Annotated in this window: 15 protein-coding genes; 7 read left to right on the top strand and 8 right to left on the bottom strand. The window is 64.2% G+C overall.

Translation table 11 applies throughout. The annotated features are described in order from the left end of the window. The 4 genes from CK230_RS33985 to CK230_RS09060 form a co-directional block, all read right to left on the bottom strand. On the bottom strand, positions 1-123 hold the full coding sequence (locus CK230_RS33985; protein WP_280952524.1) for a hypothetical protein: 123 nt from the start codon (positions 121-123) through the stop codon (positions 1-3). 123 nt (positions 124-246) lie between these two features. Then, positions 247-1,635 (bottom strand): chromate transporter, encoded by a 1,389-nt coding sequence (gene chrA / locus CK230_RS09070; protein WP_095816822.1) that lies wholly within the window; start codon positions 1,633-1,635, stop codon positions 247-249. Further along, the gene (locus CK230_RS09065) at positions 1,632-2,450 is read right to left on the bottom strand and encodes a sulfurtransferase/chromate resistance protein (protein ID WP_095816821.1); all 819 of its coding nucleotides are present in this window, start codon (positions 2,448-2,450) and stop codon (positions 1,632-1,634) included. The genes chrA and CK230_RS09065 overlap by 4 nt, the downstream gene beginning before the upstream one ends. A 180-nt stretch (positions 2,451-2,630) precedes the next feature. Then, positions 2,631-3,419 (bottom strand): 3-hydroxybutyrate dehydrogenase, encoded by a 789-nt coding sequence (locus tag CK230_RS09060; RefSeq protein WP_095816820.1) that lies wholly within the window; start codon positions 3,417-3,419, stop codon positions 2,631-2,633. A 225-nt stretch (positions 3,420-3,644) separates the two neighbouring features. Between CK230_RS09060 and CK230_RS09055 the strand changes: the two genes are divergently transcribed. The 3 genes from CK230_RS09055 to CK230_RS09045 all read left to right on the top strand — a co-directional run bounded on the left by CK230_RS09055 (position 3,645) and on the right by CK230_RS09045 (position 6,656). Next, the gene (locus CK230_RS09055; RefSeq protein ID WP_095816819.1) at positions 3,645-4,433 is read left to right on the top strand and encodes an acetoacetate decarboxylase; all 789 of its coding nucleotides are present in this window, start codon (positions 3,645-3,647) and stop codon (positions 4,431-4,433) included. After that, complete coding sequence (locus CK230_RS09050) at positions 4,426-5,586, top strand: patatin-like phospholipase family protein (protein ID WP_095816818.1); 1,161 nt, start codon at positions 4,426-4,428, stop codon at positions 5,584-5,586. The genes CK230_RS09055 and CK230_RS09050 overlap by 8 nt, the downstream gene beginning before the upstream one ends. 188 nt (positions 5,587-5,774) lie before the next feature. Beyond that, positions 5,775-6,656: an MFS transporter gene (locus CK230_RS09045; protein ID WP_095816817.1), complete on the top strand. Its 882-nt coding sequence runs from the start codon at positions 5,775-5,777 to the stop codon at positions 6,654-6,656. Between the two features lie 12 nt (positions 6,657-6,668). Here CK230_RS09045 and CK230_RS09040 read toward each other — a convergent pair whose 3' ends face one another. Continuing rightward, on the bottom strand, positions 6,669-8,279 hold the full coding sequence (locus CK230_RS09040) for an inorganic phosphate transporter (protein ID WP_095816816.1): 1,611 nt from the start codon (positions 8,277-8,279) through the stop codon (positions 6,669-6,671). Positions 8,280-8,370: 91 nt separating this feature from the next. Next, positions 8,371-8,904 carry a TetR/AcrR family transcriptional regulator gene (locus tag CK230_RS09035; RefSeq protein WP_095816815.1) on the bottom strand — a complete coding sequence of 178 codons (534 nt, stop codon included), beginning with the start codon at positions 8,902-8,904 and terminating at the stop codon, positions 8,371-8,373. Between the two features lie 145 nt (positions 8,905-9,049). Between CK230_RS09035 and CK230_RS09030 the strand changes: the two genes are divergently transcribed. After that, entirely contained in the window at positions 9,050-10,345 is a 1,296-nt protein-coding gene (locus tag CK230_RS09030; protein ID WP_245429865.1) for an efflux RND transporter periplasmic adaptor subunit, read from the top strand. Further along, positions 10,342-13,425, top strand: coding sequence for an efflux RND transporter permease subunit (locus CK230_RS09025; protein ID WP_095816814.1), 3,084 nt, complete (start codon positions 10,342-10,344; stop codon positions 13,423-13,425). The genes CK230_RS09030 and CK230_RS09025 overlap by 4 nt, the downstream gene beginning before the upstream one ends. Positions 13,426-13,545: 120 nt before the next feature. On the opposite strand, the gene CK230_RS09020 is transcribed toward CK230_RS09025, so the two are convergent. Then, on the bottom strand, positions 13,546-13,998 hold the full coding sequence (locus tag CK230_RS09020; RefSeq protein WP_095816813.1) for a L,D-transpeptidase: 453 nt from the start codon (positions 13,996-13,998) through the stop codon (positions 13,546-13,548). A 350-nt stretch (positions 13,999-14,348) separates the two neighbouring features. Here CK230_RS09020 and CK230_RS09015 point away from each other — a divergent pair, with 350 nt between their 5' ends. Then, the gene (locus CK230_RS09015) at positions 14,349-14,681 is read left to right on the top strand and encodes a hypothetical protein (protein ID WP_095816812.1); all 333 of its coding nucleotides are present in this window, start codon (positions 14,349-14,351) and stop codon (positions 14,679-14,681) included. A 32-nt stretch (positions 14,682-14,713) separates the two neighbouring features. After that, positions 14,714-14,878, top strand: a complete 165-nt coding sequence (locus CK230_RS09010; RefSeq protein WP_095816811.1) for a hypothetical protein — start codon at positions 14,714-14,716, stop codon at positions 14,876-14,878. A gap of 72 nt (positions 14,879-14,950) precedes the next feature. Here CK230_RS09010 and CK230_RS09005 read toward each other — a convergent pair whose 3' ends face one another. Further along, positions 14,951-15,652: a response regulator transcription factor gene (locus tag CK230_RS09005; RefSeq protein WP_095816810.1), complete on the bottom strand. Its 702-nt coding sequence runs from the start codon at positions 15,650-15,652 to the stop codon at positions 14,951-14,953. Positions 15,653-15,682 lie beyond the last annotated feature (30 nt).

Raw genomic sequence — 15,682 nt, 5'->3', positions numbered from 1 at the left:
TCAGGGCCGGCGGCGCGGTATCGCCCAGAACAGATGCGCCCAGCGCCAACGCTCCAAGGGGCGGCGGCGACTGACGCCCTCGCCCTCGTCAGCCCGTACGTATTTGTCTTCGTGTCGCTTCATGGGTGGTCTCCTGCTGTTGCGCACGTGGCGCATGCCCTGAAGACCGGCGGACCGGGCCGTTTATTCCCGGTCGGTCGGCTTTTTTTGTTCAAGCCTGGCGTGATCGACTTCTCGGGCCGTCTCTCACAGCGCCTGCAGCGCCAGCCCGGCCAGCGCCGATCCGGCCAGCGTCGGCAGCATGCCGGCCTTCAACCTGAACATGGCGACCATCGCCGCCGTCGACAGCAGCGCGGCGCGCCAGTCGAGCGAGGACAGGACCGGCACCTCGACGCCCCAGCCGACGCTCCCGACCTTGCCGAACACGACATGCAGCGCGAACCACAGCGCAAGGTTCATGATCACGCCGACTACTGCCGCCGTGATCGCGCCGAGCGCCGCCGCCAGCGCCTTGTTTTGCCTTAGCTGCTCGATGTAGGGCGCGCCCAAGAATATCCAGAAGAAGCAGGGCACGAAGGTCGCCCAGAGCGTCAGCAGCGATCCGAGCGATCCGGCCAGCAACGGGCTGGCGAAACCGGCATGGCGATAGGCGGCGGCGAAGCCGACGAATTGCAGCACCAGGATAAGCGGCCCGGGCGTCGTCTCGGCAAGGCCGAGCCCGTCGACCATCTCGCCGGGCGACAACCAGCCGAATGAGGCCACCGCGGCCTGCGCGACATAGGCCAGAACCGCATAGGCGCCACCGAAGGTGACGACGGCCATCAGGCTGAAGAAGCCGCCGATCTGCGCCCACACGCTGCCCGGCCCCGCCAGCAAGGCGATCAGCGCCACCGGTCCGAGCCAGAGCGGCAGCCAGATGGCGACGGTGCGGGTCGCGTGCCATCTGGTGGGCACGGTGTGGGCCAACTCGCCGCGCTCGAACATCAGGTCGACCACGCCGATTCTGTCGATGCTGGCCCCGCCCTTGCCATGCGCCGAGCCAGAGAACAGGCCTGGTGCGAAGCGGCTGCCGATCCAGCCGATGAGGCCTGCCGCAAGCACGATCAGCGGGAACGGCAGCTTGGCAATGTAGATGGCCAGGAAGGCCGCCACCGCGATCGCCACCATGGCACGGTTCTTCAGTGCCCGCTTGCCGATGCGGATCACCGCCTCGACGACGACGGCCAGCACCGCCGCCTTGACGCCGAAGAACAGCGCCTCGACGACCGGCGTGTCGTTGTAGAGCATGTAGAAGCTGCTCAGGCAAAGCATCACCAGCGCGCCGGGCAGCACGAACAGCGTGCCGGCGACCAGCCCGCCCGCCGTACGATGCAGCAGCCAGCCGATATAGACGGCAAGCTGCTGCGCCTCCGGCCCAGGCAGAAGCATGCAATAGTTGAGCGCGTGCAGGAAACGCTCCTCACCGATCCAGCGGCGCTCCTGGACCAGCTCCTTGTGCATCAGCGCGATCTGCCCGGCCGGCCCGCCGAAGGACAGCAGGCCGATCCTGGCCCAGAGCCGCGTCGCTTCGCGAAAACTCGGCATGGCCGGAGCCTCGGCCGGACGCGCGGCTCCATCCTTGGCAAGGACAGTCATGGCGCCTTGCCTCCGGCCGGCCAGTTATGCGTCTCGTCCGCCGCGTCGCGGCACCAGCGGAAAAAGGCGTCGTAGAGCAGCATGCCGGCTTCGAGCTGCTCGAGATCGTCGCGGAACATGCGCGACAGGCCGAGCGAGGCAGCGAGGAACCCGGCCGCCTGAGGCACGAGGTCGAGCCGCGCCGTGTCTGCCGCGCGCACGATCAGCGCCAGGCGGTCGAGCGGCTCGGTGCGCAGGCCGAATTCCTCGATCATCGTATCGAAGCTGCAGCGCTCGCCACGGTGGCTCCAAAACACGCCTTCGATGTCGAAGGGCACCGCGGCGAAGCGATCGGCCACAAGAGGCACCTCGGCCGGATCGACGAACAGGAACACCGCCTTGGGATCGACGAAGCGGCGAATCAGCCACGGGCAGGCGATGCGGTCGACCTTCGGCCGGGAACGGGTGACCCACACTGTGCGCCCCTTCTCGTCGCGCGGCGGGATTGCGCCGGCAGTGACTAAAGGCGCCTTGGCGGCGACCCAGGCCTCGAAGCCGCCTTCCAGCGACTCCGCCTGAATGCCTTCGTGGCGCAGCCATGCCGCCACGCCTTGCGAGAGTTTTTGGCCTCTCTGGCAGATGACGGCGACTTTCGATCCGGAGAACTCGGCCGCCCAGGTCGAGACGGTTTTGAAGTCGCGCCGGCACGAAGCCGGCAGCAGGCGCGGATCGGCCGCGTAGTCGTCGTCGACGCGCACGTCGATGAGAACGGGCGCATCCGGTAGGCCGACAAGGCGGGAAAGCTGCGAAACGGTAATTGCGGTAGTTGACGGCATGGCGTCCACCTCCAGAATGAAGAGAGTTTGGACGCGATCGTTGGGCTGACGCCTCACGGGGTCGTCGCGGGGAACCCCTTGACCAGGATGCTGGAACGCTCCCCAGCGATTGTCAAGAATCCAATTGTCGAGAAAGTCGGAACCTTCGCCCCGCCTTGCTCTGCAAAAAAGCCGTTGGGACTACTGTGCCGTCCAGCCGCCATCCATCGGCAGGGTGGTGCCGGTGATCTGCTTGGCCGCGTCGGTGCAAAGGAACAGCGCAAGCGCGGCAAGCTCCTCAACGGTGACGAATTCCTTGGTCGGCTGCGCCGCCAGCAGCACGTCGTGCTTGACCTGCTCCTCGGTCATCCCACGCGCCTTCATCGTATCGGGGATCTGCTTTTCGACCAGCGGCGTCCACACATAACCGGGCGCGATCGCATTCACCGTGATTCGGTCTTGCGCCACTTCCAGCGCCACCGTCTTGGTCAGGCCGGCAATGCCGTGCTTGGCCGAGACATAGGCCGACTTGAACGGCGATGCGACCAGCGCATGCGCGGAAGCCGTGTTGATGATGCGGCCCCACTTACGCTGCTTCATGCCCGGCACCGCCGCCTTGATGGCGTAGAAGGCGGCCAGGAGGTTGATGCGGATGATGGCCTCCCACTTGTCGTCGGGAAATTCCTCGATCGGCGCGACATGCTGGATACCGGCATTGTTGACCAGGATGTCAAGGCTGCCGAACGCCTCCTCGGCCTCGTGGATCATGGCGGTGACGGCGGCACCATCCATCATGTTGGCGTCCGAGTAACGGCACTTGACGCCGAAATCCTTCTCGATGCCGGCCCGCTCCTGCTCGATCGCCGCGGCATCGCCCAGGCCGTTGATGGTGATGTTGGCGCCCTCCGCGGCGAAGGCGCGGGCGATTGCAAGGCCGATGCCGCTGGTCGAGCCGGTGACGAGCGCGTTCTTCGAAGACAGGGAACCCATGGGAGATCTCGCGACAGGAGGGAAGGAATCTAAGGCACATAGTTTGTGCGCCGCAGCATGACAATGCCATGGTCAGATGTCGTTGCGATTACAATGTTGTGATGCGGTGTGAGAGCCCTGGAGCTGGCGCTCGAAGACCATGACATGGCACTGTCATGGTGCCGTGCAACATACCCCTCCTGCGCCTTTCGCGCGTATCATTTCCTGAACCGACGGGTGAACAGTATGGAAATCGCCGATGTCGTGAAGCGCGCCTATGCGATGCCGCTCACCAACCCGTCCTTCCCGCCCGGCCCCTATCGTTTCTTCGATCGCGAATACATCATCATCACCTACCGCACGACGCGCGAGGCGCTGGAAGCGGTGGTGCCGGCGCCGCTCGAGATCGACGAGCCGCTGGTCAAATACGAGTTCATCCGCATGCCGGACTCGACCGGCTTCGGCGATTACACCGAGACCGGCCAGGTCATCCCGGTGCGCTACAAGGGCCAGCATGGCGGCTATGTGCATTCCATGTATCTCGACGACGACGCGCCGATCGCTGGCGGGCGCGAGCTCTGGGGTTTTCCCAAGAAGCTCGCCAGCCCCAAGATCGTGCATGAGGGCGAGGTGGTGGTCGGCACGCTGCATTATGGCAGCGTGCTGTGCGCCACCGGCACCATGGGCTACAAGCACCGCGAAGCCGATCACGACCAGGTGCTCGCTTCGCTCGCCGCGCCCAATTTTCTGATCAAGATCATCCCGCATGTCGACGGCAGCCCGCGCATTTGCGAGTTGGTCCGCTATTACCTCACCGACATCACGCTGAAGGAAGCCTGGACGGCGCCCGCCGCGCTCGACCTGCGCCCGCATGTCATGGCCGATGTGGCCAGGCTGCCGGTGCTCGACATCGTTTCGGCCGTGCACTTCAAGGCCGATCTGACGCTCGGCCTCGGCGAAGTCGTGCATGATTATCTCGCGGACCGCGGCCGATCGGCTGCCGTCGCGAACAAGCTGGAGAAAGCTGGTGCTTGAGCGTACCCGCAACAAGGCGGCCGCCGCCACCATCGCTGAAATCACCGCGCAATATGACCGCGTCGCCCTGGTCTTCCAGGGTGGCGGCGCGCTCGGCGCCTATCAGGCCGGCGTCTATCAGGCGCTTGCCGATGCCGGCTGCGAGCCGACTTGGCTGTCCGGCGTCTCGATCGGCGCCATCAACGCCTCGATCATCGCCGGCAACGAACCGAGCCGCCGCCTGCAGCGGCTGGAACAGTTCTGGCAGACGGTCTCGGGCCGCAAGATCTGGGCCTATACGCCCGAAGGCGACATCTATCGCGATATCCGCAACCAGACCTCGTCGTTGATGACAATGACCATGGGCCAGCCCGGCTTCTTCAAGCCGCGCAGCCCCAACCCCTGGTTCCAGCTCTCGGGCGCCGAAGGTGCAACCAGCTTCTACGACACCGCCGAGCTCAAGGACACGCTGGAGAGCCTGATCGACTTCAACGTGCTGAACGACGGCAGAAAGCGCTTGAGCGTCGGCGCGGTCAATGTCAGGACCGGCAACTTCGTCTATTTCGACACCGACAAGGTGCGCATCGGGCCGGAGCACATCATGGCGAGCGGCGCGCTGCCGCCGGCCTTCCCCTCGATCCGCATCGAGGGCGAATATTATTGGGACGGCGGCATCGTCTCCAACACGCCGCTGCAATATCTGCTCGACCAGGAGGAGGATCGCTCCTCGCTGGTGTTCCAAGTCGACCTGTTCAGCGCGCGCGGCGTGCTGCCGCGCGGCATGGCCGATGTCCTGTCGCGGCACAAGGACATCATGTATTCCAGCCGCACGCGTCAGAACACCGACAATTTCGAGCGCATCCATGCGCTGAAAATGAAACTGCTCGACGCGCTGAAGCGCGTGCCGCCGGAGCAGCTCAAGGACGGCGAGAAAGAGCTGATAGCCGACTATTCCGACGCCGGCGTGGTCAACATCGTCCACCTGATTTACCAGCACAAAGGCTATGAAGGCCACGCCAAGGACTATGAGTTCTCCGGCACCTCGATGCGCGAGCACTGGGAGATGGGCCTGGAAGACACCGAGCGGACGCTACGCCACAAGAAATGGCTGATGCTGCCCGACAATGCCGAAGGCGTCACCATCCACGACCTGCACCGCGAAGACCCGACCTGATCCTTGCATCCAGCACAGGCGGGGCAGGAAAGGCCGCGGAAGTTGCGATGCGGCGCGCTTGGAAACGCTCGCCGACTGTGAAGTCGTTCTTCATAGCCTGTCAACATTGTCGCGAATAGCCGCTCGCGTAAAGCAGGCGTACATCCGGACAGCAGCGCAAAAGCGCTGAGCTCAACGGAGTATCGCCGGTGACCACCGAAGCTCTTCCCCCTGCTATCGTTCCGTCTGGTGACGCGTGGCGCGGCCTGCTTTGGCTTGCGCCGCTCACGGGGCTTTGGCTGCTGCTGATCTTTGCCTTCCCGGCGATCCAGGCCAGCGGCGTTCCGACCACGGCCCACCAGCTCGCGGCCCACGGGCTTATCGCGCTGGGATTGTGGCTCGGTCTCGAACAGACGACTCTGACCCCGGACCAACGCCGGGTGACCTTGCTGGCGGTCATGATCCCGGATGCGCTGTGGCTCGCCATCGCCTGGAGCGCCGCGATCAATGGTGCCTTCCACACGGACGCCTTGTCTTTACCGATATTACCCTCGGCGATCTTCCTGCCGGTGATCATAGGCGCGCCGCCGCTGTTGTTATCGAAGCGGATCGGCCAGGTGCTCGATGCGATGCCGGCTAGTTGGCTGGTCGCGCTTCAGCTCTACCGCATATTCGGCGGTTGGGCTCTCACGGCCTGGCTGCATGGTGGCCTGCCAGGCGCGTTCGCGGTGCCCGCAGGCATCGGCGATGTGCTGACCGGGCTGCTCGCCTTGCCCGCGGCGTTGGCGGTGGCGACCGGCACAGTGGGGGGCCGAAGAGCAGCAACTCTCTGGAACATCATCGGCCTCGCCGATTTCGCGGTCGCGGTTACCATGGGCGTGATCACCTCGCCCGGTCCGGCGCAACTGATCGTTCCGGATGTGCAGAGCATCGGCGCCGGCGCCTATCCGGGTGTGCTGACCCCTGCTTTCGTGGTGCCAAGCTCGATTCTGTTGCACATGTTGTCGCTGCGCCAGTTGCGCCGCCGCAGCAGGGCTGAGGCCGCGCTGGCGTGGACGGAAACGGCGCCGCGAGCCGCGCCGTTTCCTTGAGTGTCTTGCCACTCAGAAAACGTGGCGGAAGATCACGAACAGCAAGAAGGCAAGCGCGATCGAGCAGGGCAGCGTGAGCACCCAGGCCAGCAGAAGGTTGCGCACGGTCGACCACTGCAGGCCAGAGCCGTTGGCCGCCATCGTGCCGGCGACGCCGGAGGACAGCACATGGGTGGTCGACACCGGCAGGCCGAGACGGTCGGCCATGCCGATGGTGATCATCGCGACCAGCTCGGCGGCGGCGCCCTGGCCATAGGTAAGGTGGCTCTTGCCGATCTTCTCGCCGACGGTGACGACGATACGCTTCCAGCCGACCATGGTGCCGAGCCCGAGCGCCAGCGCCACGGCGATCTTCACCCACAGCGGGATGAACTTCGTCGCGTTGTCGACCGCCTTGTGGTAGTCGGTGACCGCCTTCAGGTCGGCGTCCTGCATCGGCAGCAGCTTCTTTTTGTCGATCAGCTTCAGCGCCTCGCCGATCAGATAGATGTCGTTGCGCGCGTTGCTGACCAGGTCGGTCGGAACATTGTCGACCGAGGCGTAAGGCTGCAACCCGGCGGTCGTGTTGTGGATGTAGCTCTGCAGCGCGAGCGTCGTCTGATCGCTCCACGACTTGCTACGCACGGCTTCCTGCACGGCAGCCTTTGCAGCATTGGCATCCGCGACGGTGACGCCCGGCTTGACGTATTTGCCCAGCGCCTGCTCGACGGCGACGGACGCCGACTTATAGGCGTCGAGATAGTTGATGTCGGGCGTGCGGTTGAGCGCATAGGCGGTCGGCACCACGCCGATCAGGATCAGCATGATCAGGCCCATGCCCTTCTGGCCGTCATTGGAGCCATGCGCGAAGCTGACGCCCGTGCAGGTGAAGATCAGCAGCGCGCGGATCCACCATGGCGGCGGCGTTTTGCCCTTCGGTGCTTCGTAGAGGGCGGGATTACGCACCAGGAGCTTCATCGCATAGAGCAACACGGCAGCGGCGAAGAAGCCGATGATCGGCGAGACCAGCAAGGTGGTGCCGACATTGGTCGCCTGGCCCCAATCGACGCCGCTGGTGGCGCTTCCGGCCGGGGCCATGAACTGGTTGGCGAGGCCGACGCCGATGATCGAACCGACCATCGTGTGCGAGCTCGAAGCCGGCAGGCCGAGGAACCACGTGCCCAGGTTCCACAGGATGGCAGCGACCAGAAGGGCGAACACCATGGCAAAGCCCGAGGACGAGCCGACCTGCAGGATGAGCTCGACCGGCAGCAGCGACAGGATGCCGAACGCCACCGCCCCGCTCGAGGTCAGGACGCCGAGGAAGTTGAAGACGCCGGACCACATGACCGCGAATTCGGCCGGTAGCGACCGCGTATAGATGACGGTGGCGACCGCGTTGGCGGTATCATGGAAGCCATTGACGAACTCGAAGCCCAGCGCAATCAGAAGGGCTATGCCGAGCAGAATCCAGGGAACCGTCTTGGCAATCGCCAAATCCTGGCTCAGCGCGTAGCCGACATAGATGATGCCGACCAGCACCAGCACGCCGAAAGCCGGCAGGAACCATTTGGCGCCGCCCGATTGTTCTAGGGGATGATCCGGTCTCGGGATCCCCGCCCCACTTGAAACTACGTCCACCATTGTCCCACTCCATTTGCATCGCAGCAAAGAACCGGGAAGGACGCTATGTCCCTAGGATGAAGCTGGTGTGACGCCTTGGCCGGCTGGCGACCTATCCGGCTATCTTCAGGAGCGAGGCCACCAGAAGCTTGTGCTCGTCTTCGGAAAGCACATCGGAATCGAAAAGGTTCATGCTGCGCATCCCCTCGATGGCGAGGAAGCAGACCAGCAGCGAGCCGAGATCGCTGGTCTCTTCCTTCAACCGTTCGAGCAGCTGGTGCTTGAAGGCTTTTATCGGCGTCAGGAAATCGGGATCTTCGGCGATCGCCGAGAACATCCAGGAGGCCGGGGGTTTCGGACGCTCGCAGTCGTCGGCCGACAGTTTGATATAGGCCGAGAGAACGCTTTCGTGCCTGGCCCCGGCGGCGCGCGCTTCCAGCGCCTTCTGGAAGTCGCGGAGATAGCTTTCGACAAGCCCCTGCATCAGCTTGGCCTTGGTCGGGAAGTTGTAAAGCAGGCCGCCCTTCGACACCCCGGCGCGGCTGGCGACCGCCTCGAGCGACAGGCTTCCCGGGCCTGCCTCGCGCGCCACGTCGGCGGCTGCGGCAAGTATCTTCTCGCGTGAGTTTGCCTTGCGTGGTCTCATCGCGCCCCCCTTACATTAGCGTAGTCGGAATTGACAAGACCGTCCAGCCGGTACAGTAAAGCGCGCCGTTTGAAAACGGGACCTGTCGTCGATATGTGTCCCGGCATCGATTGTTTTGCCGGTTGCCGGCTCGAGGGGACTGTCCGTGAAGCGCTTTATCACCATCGCCGTGTTCCTGATTCTGCTCGCTGTGGTCTGCGTCGGCATCGTTGGTTTCAACTTCATGCGCGATGCCGGCATCAAGCAGTATTTCGCCACCATGAAGCCGCCGGCCGCCACGGTCTCGACTGTGATCGTCAAGCCTTCGGAATGGACGCCTGGCGTCGAGGCGATCGGTACCGTCAATGCCGTGCGCGGCGTCGACCTTACCGTCGAAACGAGCGGCATCGTCAAGAACATCCTCTTCCACGCCAACCAGAAGGTCGCCACCGACGCTGTGCTCCTGCAGCTGGACGACGCGGTCGAGAAGGCCGATCTGGTGGCGCAGAAGGCGCAGGCCGCCTCGGACCAGGCGGCGCTGACCCGCGCGATCGAATTGCAGCGGCGCGGTGTCGGTACCGACGCGACGCTCGACGCCGCGCGTGCTGCCGCGGATGCCTCGGCCGCGCAGGTGAACAAGCTGCAGGCCGTGCTCGATCAGAAGCAATTGTCCGCGCCCTTCGGCGGCACGGTCGGTATCCCGAAGATCGATATCGGCCAATATCTTGCCCCCGGCAACTCGGTGGTGACGATCCAGGATCTGGACACGATGCGGGTCGACTTCACCATCCCCGAACAGCAGCTTCCGCTGCTCAAGATCGGCCAGGCCGTCAAGCTCGGCAGCAGTCTCGCCGACATGTCCTTTGCCGGCTCCATCCGCGGCATCGACCCCAAGATCGATCCGGCGAGCCGGCTGGTCTCGATCCGCGGCGAGGTCGCCAATCCGGAAGGCAAGCTGACGCCTGGCCAGTTCGTCCAGATCCGTGTCGAGCTGCCGCAGGAAAACAATGTCATCTCCGTGCCCCAGACAGCGGTGACGACGAGCCTCTACGGCGATTATGTTTTCGTGGTCGTGCCGGCAAAACCGGCGGAGGGTGCCGCTGCTACGCCGGCAAAGCCGGACGATCAGAAGGCCGCCACCGACAAGCCGGCCGCCGACGCCGCCAAGCCGCAGGCCGATGCTTCCAAACCCGCCACCGACGCGACCAAGCCCGCTGACAACGCGACGAAGGCGGCTGACGCCAAACCGGCCGAGGCCGCGCAACAGCCCACGCTCGTCATCTCGCAGGTGTTTGTGAAGCTCGGCCGCCGCAACAACGGCATGGTCGAGATCACCGAGGGCCTCAAGGATGGCGACCAGGTCGTCACGGCCGGGCAGAACCGGCTCTTCAACGGCATGTCGGTTGCCGTCGACAACACCATCGATCCCAGCAAATCGGCGAACAAAGAGGTTCAGCAATGAACTTTTCCGACCTCTTCATTCGCCGGCCCGTCCTTTCGACGGTGCTTGCCTGCATGATCCTGCTTCTGGGATTCCAGGGCATCTTCAACCTGTCGATCCGCCAGTACCCCAAGGTCGACGAGACGGCGATCACGATAACCACGGCCTATCCGGGCGCCAGCGCCGATCTGATCCAGGGCTTCATCTCGGCCCCGATCGCACGCGCCGTCGCTTCGACCGAAAACATCGACTACGTCACCTCATCCAGCCGTCCGTCGTCTAGCACGGTGACGGTGCAGATGAAGCTCGGCTCCAATCCGGACGTCGCGCTCACCGAGGTGTTGTCGAAGGTCCAGGGCGTGCGCGGCACCTTGCCGGAAGCGTCCAAGGACCCGGTGATCGTCAAGGGCACCGGCCAGCAGTTCGCGATGATGTACATCTCGATGCAGAATCCGAACATGACGAAGGAGCAGCTCACCGAATATATCGAGCGCGTCATTCGTCCACGCATTTCGACGGTGGAAGGTGTCGCCAATGTCCAGGTCTTCGGCGCCCAGGAATATTCCATGCGCATCTGGATCGACCCGATCCGCCTCGCCGCGCGCGGCGCCACGGCCGTGGACGTGCTCACCGCTATCAACAACTCGAACTTCCTGTCGGCGCCCGGGAACACCCAGAACGAGTATGTGGTCTCCTCGATCACCGTGCATTCGACCCTGCAGACGCCGGAGGCCTTCGCCCAGCTGCCGATCCGCTCGACGAACGGCGAGGTTGTGCGCCTGCGCGATGTCGCGCGTGTCGAGCTCGGCGCGGAGAACACCGACACCAGGGTGAGCTTCAACGGCAAGCCCGGCACTTTCCTTGCCATCTTCCCGACGCCTGCGGCTAACCCGCTGACGACCGCGGCCGCGGTCACCAAGCTCGTGCCGGTGATTCAGGAAACGCTGCCGAAAGGCATGACGATCGAGGTCGTCTACGACGCTACCGGCCAGATCAGCGCCTCGATCGAGGAGGTGTTCAAGACCATCGGCGAGGCCGTCGCCATCGTCGTGGTGGTCATCCTTCTGTTCCTCGGCTCGTTCCGCTCGGTGATGATGCCGATTGTGACCATCCCACTGTCCCTGATCGGCGTCTGCTTCATTCTGTTTGCGGTCGGCTACTCGATCAATCTTCTGTCGCTGCTGGCCATGGTGTTGGCCATCGGCCTCGTCGTCGACGATGCCATCGTGGTGGTGGAGAACATCCACCGCCACATGGAAGAGGACCACATGTCGCCGATGCAGGCGGCCTTCAACGGCATGCGCGAGATCTTCTCGGCCATCGTCGCCATGACCATCACGCTGGCCGCGGTGTTTGCGCCGCTTGCCTTCACCGGCGGTCTGACGGGCGCGCTGTTCCGCGAATTCGCGGTCACGCTTGCCGGCTCCGTGGTGCTGTCCGGCCTGATCGCGGTGACCATCACGCCTATGATGTCGGCGCGCCTGCTGAAGGCCGGCGCGCATGGCCGCTTCCAGCGCATCGTCGATGGCATCTTCGGCCGCGTCGAGCATGTCTACGAGCGCGCGGTCACCGCCTCCTTGAGAAACCGGCCGGTGACGTTGATCATCGTCGTGGCGCTTGTTGCGCTTACCGGCTTCATGTTCACCAAGACCTCGACCGAGCTTGCGCCGGAGGAAGATCAGGGCTTCCTGCTCTCGATCGTGACCGCGCCGCGCTACGCGACGTCGGACTACACGGAGACCTACGTCAACCAGATGCTCGGCCTGGTGAGGGATATCCCGGAGACCAGGGCGCAGTTTTCGGCCGTCGCCTTCGGCGGCGCGACCAACGGTGCTTTCGTCGGCTTCGCCTTCAAGGACTGGGCCGACCGCAAGCGCAGTTCGAAGGAACTGCAGGCCGACATCACCGCACGGCTCGCCAAGGTCGCCGGCGTTCAGGCCTTCGTCTTCGCGCCGCCGACGTTGCCCGGCTCCGGCGGCGGTCTGCCCATCTCCATGGTGGTTCGCTCGATCGGCGATCCTTCCGAGGTCTTCGACCAGGCGGAGAAGATCAAGAACAAGGCGCAGGCTTCCGGCCGCTTCATCGTCGTCCAGAACTCGATGGCCTACGATGCGCCGCAGGTGACCGTCACCATCGACCGCGAGCGCGCGGCGGCATTGAACCTGCCGATCGCCGATATCGGCAATACGTTGACGCTGCTGGTCGGCGGCGCCGAGGTGGCGCAGTTCGACCGCGACTCCAACAGCTACGACATCATCCCGCAGGTGCCGCAGGAATTCCGCGACAACCCCGAGAAGCTCGGCGAATATTTCGTTCGCAGCGTCGACGGCAAGATGGTGCCGCTATCGGCGGTCGTGAAGATCTCGACCAATGCCTCCCCGGCGGCCATCGAGCAGTTCAACCAGCTGAACTCCTCGACGATCTCGGCCTTGCCCCTGCCTGGCGTGACCACCGGCGACGGGTTGCAGGTGCTGGAGAACCTTGCCAAGGAGACCCTGCCCGACACCTTCTTCGTCGACTATTCCGGCCAGTCGCGGCAAGAGAAGGAACAGGGCAACACCATCCTGATCGCCTTCGCCGCGGCGGTGGTCGTGATCTATCTGGTGCTGGCGGCCCAGTTCGAGAGCTTCCGCGACCCGCTGATCATCATGATGGCCGTGCCGCTGTCGATCTTCGGCGCGATCGTGCCGCTCAACATCGGCCTGGGAACGCTCAACATCTATACCCAGGTCGGCCTGATCACGCTGATCGGACTGATCACCAAGCATGGCATTCTGCTGGTGGAGTTCGCCAACCAGCAGCGCGAGATCCACGGTATGCGCCGCCGCGATGCCATCATCGCTTCGGCCAAGGTGCGCCTGCGGCCGATCCTGATGACGACGGCGGCCATGGCGCTGGGCGTCGTGCCGCTGATCATCTCCAGCGGCGCGGGCGCGGCCGCACGCTATTCGATGGGCCTCGTCATCTTCACCGGCATCCTGGTCGGCACCATGTTCACACTCTTCGTCGTGCCGATGTTCTACACCTTCATCGCCAGCAGGGACCTGCCGCATCTCGCCGAGAAGCCTGATCCGAAGCTGATGCCGGCGCTGCCGAGCTGAGAAGGCGGCGAACCGAAAAACAAAAGAGGCCGGAATTTCCGGCCTCTTTTTTGGCGGCTGCCTCACGGCTTCGGCTTAAATCGCTGAAGGCGGCACCTGCCTGCTACTCGATCCAGCCTGTTACTTGCCGATCACGATGCTGGTGTTGCCGGGGCCGAAGGCCTCGACCAGCTGGTAGAAATCGGCCGCGGCATCGGGGTGCAGCCGCACGCAGCCATGCGAGGCCGGATGACCGAGGCGGTTGACGGCGTAAGTGGCATGCACCGCATAGCCGCCGCTGAAGAACACCGAATGCGGCATCGGCGCGTTGTCGTATTTCTTCGAATACCACATCTCATGCATGCGCGTCGGCTTGAACGAGCCGGTCGGCGTGATGTGCCCCCTGGCGCCGGTCGACACCTTCCACGTGTAGGTCGGGCGGCCGTCGACCGTGACTTCCATGATCTGTTGCGACAGCGAGACCTTGGCGACGATCTGGTTGGCGTGGGCATTCCCGGCGCCGAAGAGCAGCGCGGCACCGGTGAGCGCGGCGGCGGTGATGTTGATGAGCTTGGCGGAAATGGCGGTGTGCATGACGGTCCCTCTGTTTTTTGCCGTTGTGTCCGGCTTCAATTTCGATGGGCTCTTATCGTGCTCGTCCGTTTCCGAGCTATTTCGCTTAATGCTCGTTTCTGTTTCGAATTCGTTTCCATAAGTTAACAAAGGCTCCGACCAGCCGTTACATCGGACGGCTTCCGGGATGCGGGAGGGTCGACGCTACGCAATGAGCCTGGATCGGAAACGAAAGTTCATTTCATTTGTATATGAAACATTTACGCCCACCTTCGAAACCAACCTGCAACAAAGTGCAGCAACGGCGGCATGATCTGGATACAGGCCGACGGCAGATTTGACGCAACGGGAACAGACATCTGCAAACGAAAATGGGCAGGAAATCGAAACTCCGCTCCTGGCTTCTCAGGATCGCCGTCGCGGCAATCGCGCTCGGCGGCGCCGGCTCGATGGCCGGCAGCCCGGTGACGGCGCTGGCGGCAATGACGTCCGGCGAGGTTTCGACACTGCACATGGCTCTGTTCATCGCCACGGTCTGGATTGTCTCCAGCCTGCGCGTCCACCGGCTGAAGGCCCTCTGGCGGGTCGGCCTCCGGCTGATGAGGACGCGCGGCCCCTCCGGCTACTTGCTGCCGAGAGGACCGAAGGCCCGCGCCGCAGCGGGGGGCTCCGTCAGCGGCGCGGGCGCTTCGGGAGTTTCCTGAAGCACCTACGATATCGAGATTGGGGATAGATCATGAAGACGAAATTTGCTGCCTCGGTGCTTTCGGCACTGCTCTATGCTCAAGGCTTGCTCGGCTTTGCCGCGCTGGCGACGGTGCTGCTCAAGGAGCGCGCCCACGCAGAGACTGCTGCCGGCGCCGACATTTTATCTGGCCCCTCGATCATCGTGGTGCGCTGACCGCCAGGCGCCGGACCCGAAATGACCACCGCTTTGGGGAATCCGATGCGTGGAAGCCTCGCCCACTCGAATTCATTCATTGCGCGGCGACGGCGGATCGAAACGATAGCCCGCGCCCCTAATGGTGGTGATGGTATCGGTGTCGAGCTTGCGACGCAGCCGCACGATGCGCGAATCGATCGAACGGTCGAAGGCGTCCGCATTCTCAGCCGGGGCCGCGGCAATGATGTCGTCGCGCGTCAGCACCTTGCGCGGGCTCGCCAGGAACAGCTTCAGCAATGCCACCTGCCCCGGGGAAAGCTGATCCTCCGCCCCCGAGCGATGCATGACCATGGCCGATCGCAGGTCGACGGTGGCGTTCTCCAGCACGATCAGTTCCCCGGGGGCCCTGCCGCGCCTCATAAGCAGGCCGCCGATGCGCGCGGCAAGCTCGCGCACATTGAGCGGGCTTTCGACCACATCCGCCGCGCCGAGCTCGAGCGCCAGCACCTTGTCGACGAGATCGCGCGGCCGGCAGATCAGGATGAAATCGGGGCCGCCTTCGCCGCCCCCTCCCTGGCTGCTGTACCGCTTAAGCAGTTCGCGGCTCTCGGCTTGGGTGACGTCGTCGCCGACCACCACCACATCGATGCCGCCGGCCGAAAGCAGCGTCTCCGCCTCCCAGGGCTGGCGCGCCTGGCGCACATCGTGCCCGCGCCGCTCGAGATGGTCGGCGAGATCGCCCGCCACCACCTCGGCGACGGACACAAGCGCAATGACGGATCGTGCAGCCATTTTCTCCACCCCGCCACAGACAACTCGAGA

Source organism: Mesorhizobium sp. WSM3859 (genome assembly GCF_002295065.1).
In the GTDB taxonomy this organism is placed as follows: Bacteria; Pseudomonadota; Alphaproteobacteria; order Rhizobiales; family Rhizobiaceae; genus Mesorhizobium.
The sequence above is the reverse complement of the archived record's forward strand: the minus strand, read 5'-3'. Positions and strand labels throughout refer to the sequence as shown.

Excerpts from the sequence above, each read along its gene's own strand:
- CK230_RS33985 (WP_280952524.1), bottom strand. The coding sequence starts at position 123 with ATGAAGCGACACGAAGACAAATACGTACGGGCTGACGAGGGCGAGGGC.
- chrA (WP_095816822.1), bottom strand. The coding sequence starts at position 1,635 with ATGACTGTCCTTGCCAAGGATGGAGCCGCGCGTCCGGCCGAGGCTCCG.
- CK230_RS09065 (WP_095816821.1), bottom strand. The coding sequence starts at position 2,450 with ATGCCGTCAACTACCGCAATTACCGTTTCGCAGCTTTCCCGCCTTGTC.
- CK230_RS09060 (WP_095816820.1), bottom strand. The coding sequence starts at position 3,419 with ATGGGTTCCCTGTCTTCGAAGAACGCGCTCGTCACCGGCTCGACCAGC.
- CK230_RS09055 (WP_095816819.1), top strand. The coding sequence starts at position 3,645 with ATGGAAATCGCCGATGTCGTGAAGCGCGCCTATGCGATGCCGCTCACC.
- CK230_RS09040 (WP_095816816.1), bottom strand. The coding sequence starts at position 8,279 with ATGGTGGACGTAGTTTCAAGTGGGGCGGGGATCCCGAGACCGGATCAT.
- CK230_RS09035 (WP_095816815.1), bottom strand. The coding sequence starts at position 8,904 with ATGAGACCACGCAAGGCAAACTCACGCGAGAAGATACTTGCCGCAGCC.
- CK230_RS09025 (WP_095816814.1), top strand. The coding sequence starts at position 10,342 with ATGAACTTTTCCGACCTCTTCATTCGCCGGCCCGTCCTTTCGACGGTG.
- CK230_RS09020 (WP_095816813.1), bottom strand. The coding sequence starts at position 13,998 with ATGCACACCGCCATTTCCGCCAAGCTCATCAACATCACCGCCGCCGCG.
- CK230_RS09015 (WP_095816812.1), top strand. The coding sequence starts at position 14,349 with ATGGGCAGGAAATCGAAACTCCGCTCCTGGCTTCTCAGGATCGCCGTC.
- CK230_RS09010 (WP_095816811.1), top strand. The coding sequence starts at position 14,714 with ATGAAGACGAAATTTGCTGCCTCGGTGCTTTCGGCACTGCTCTATGCT.
- CK230_RS09005 (WP_095816810.1), bottom strand. The coding sequence starts at position 15,652 with ATGGCTGCACGATCCGTCATTGCGCTTGTGTCCGTCGCCGAGGTGGTG.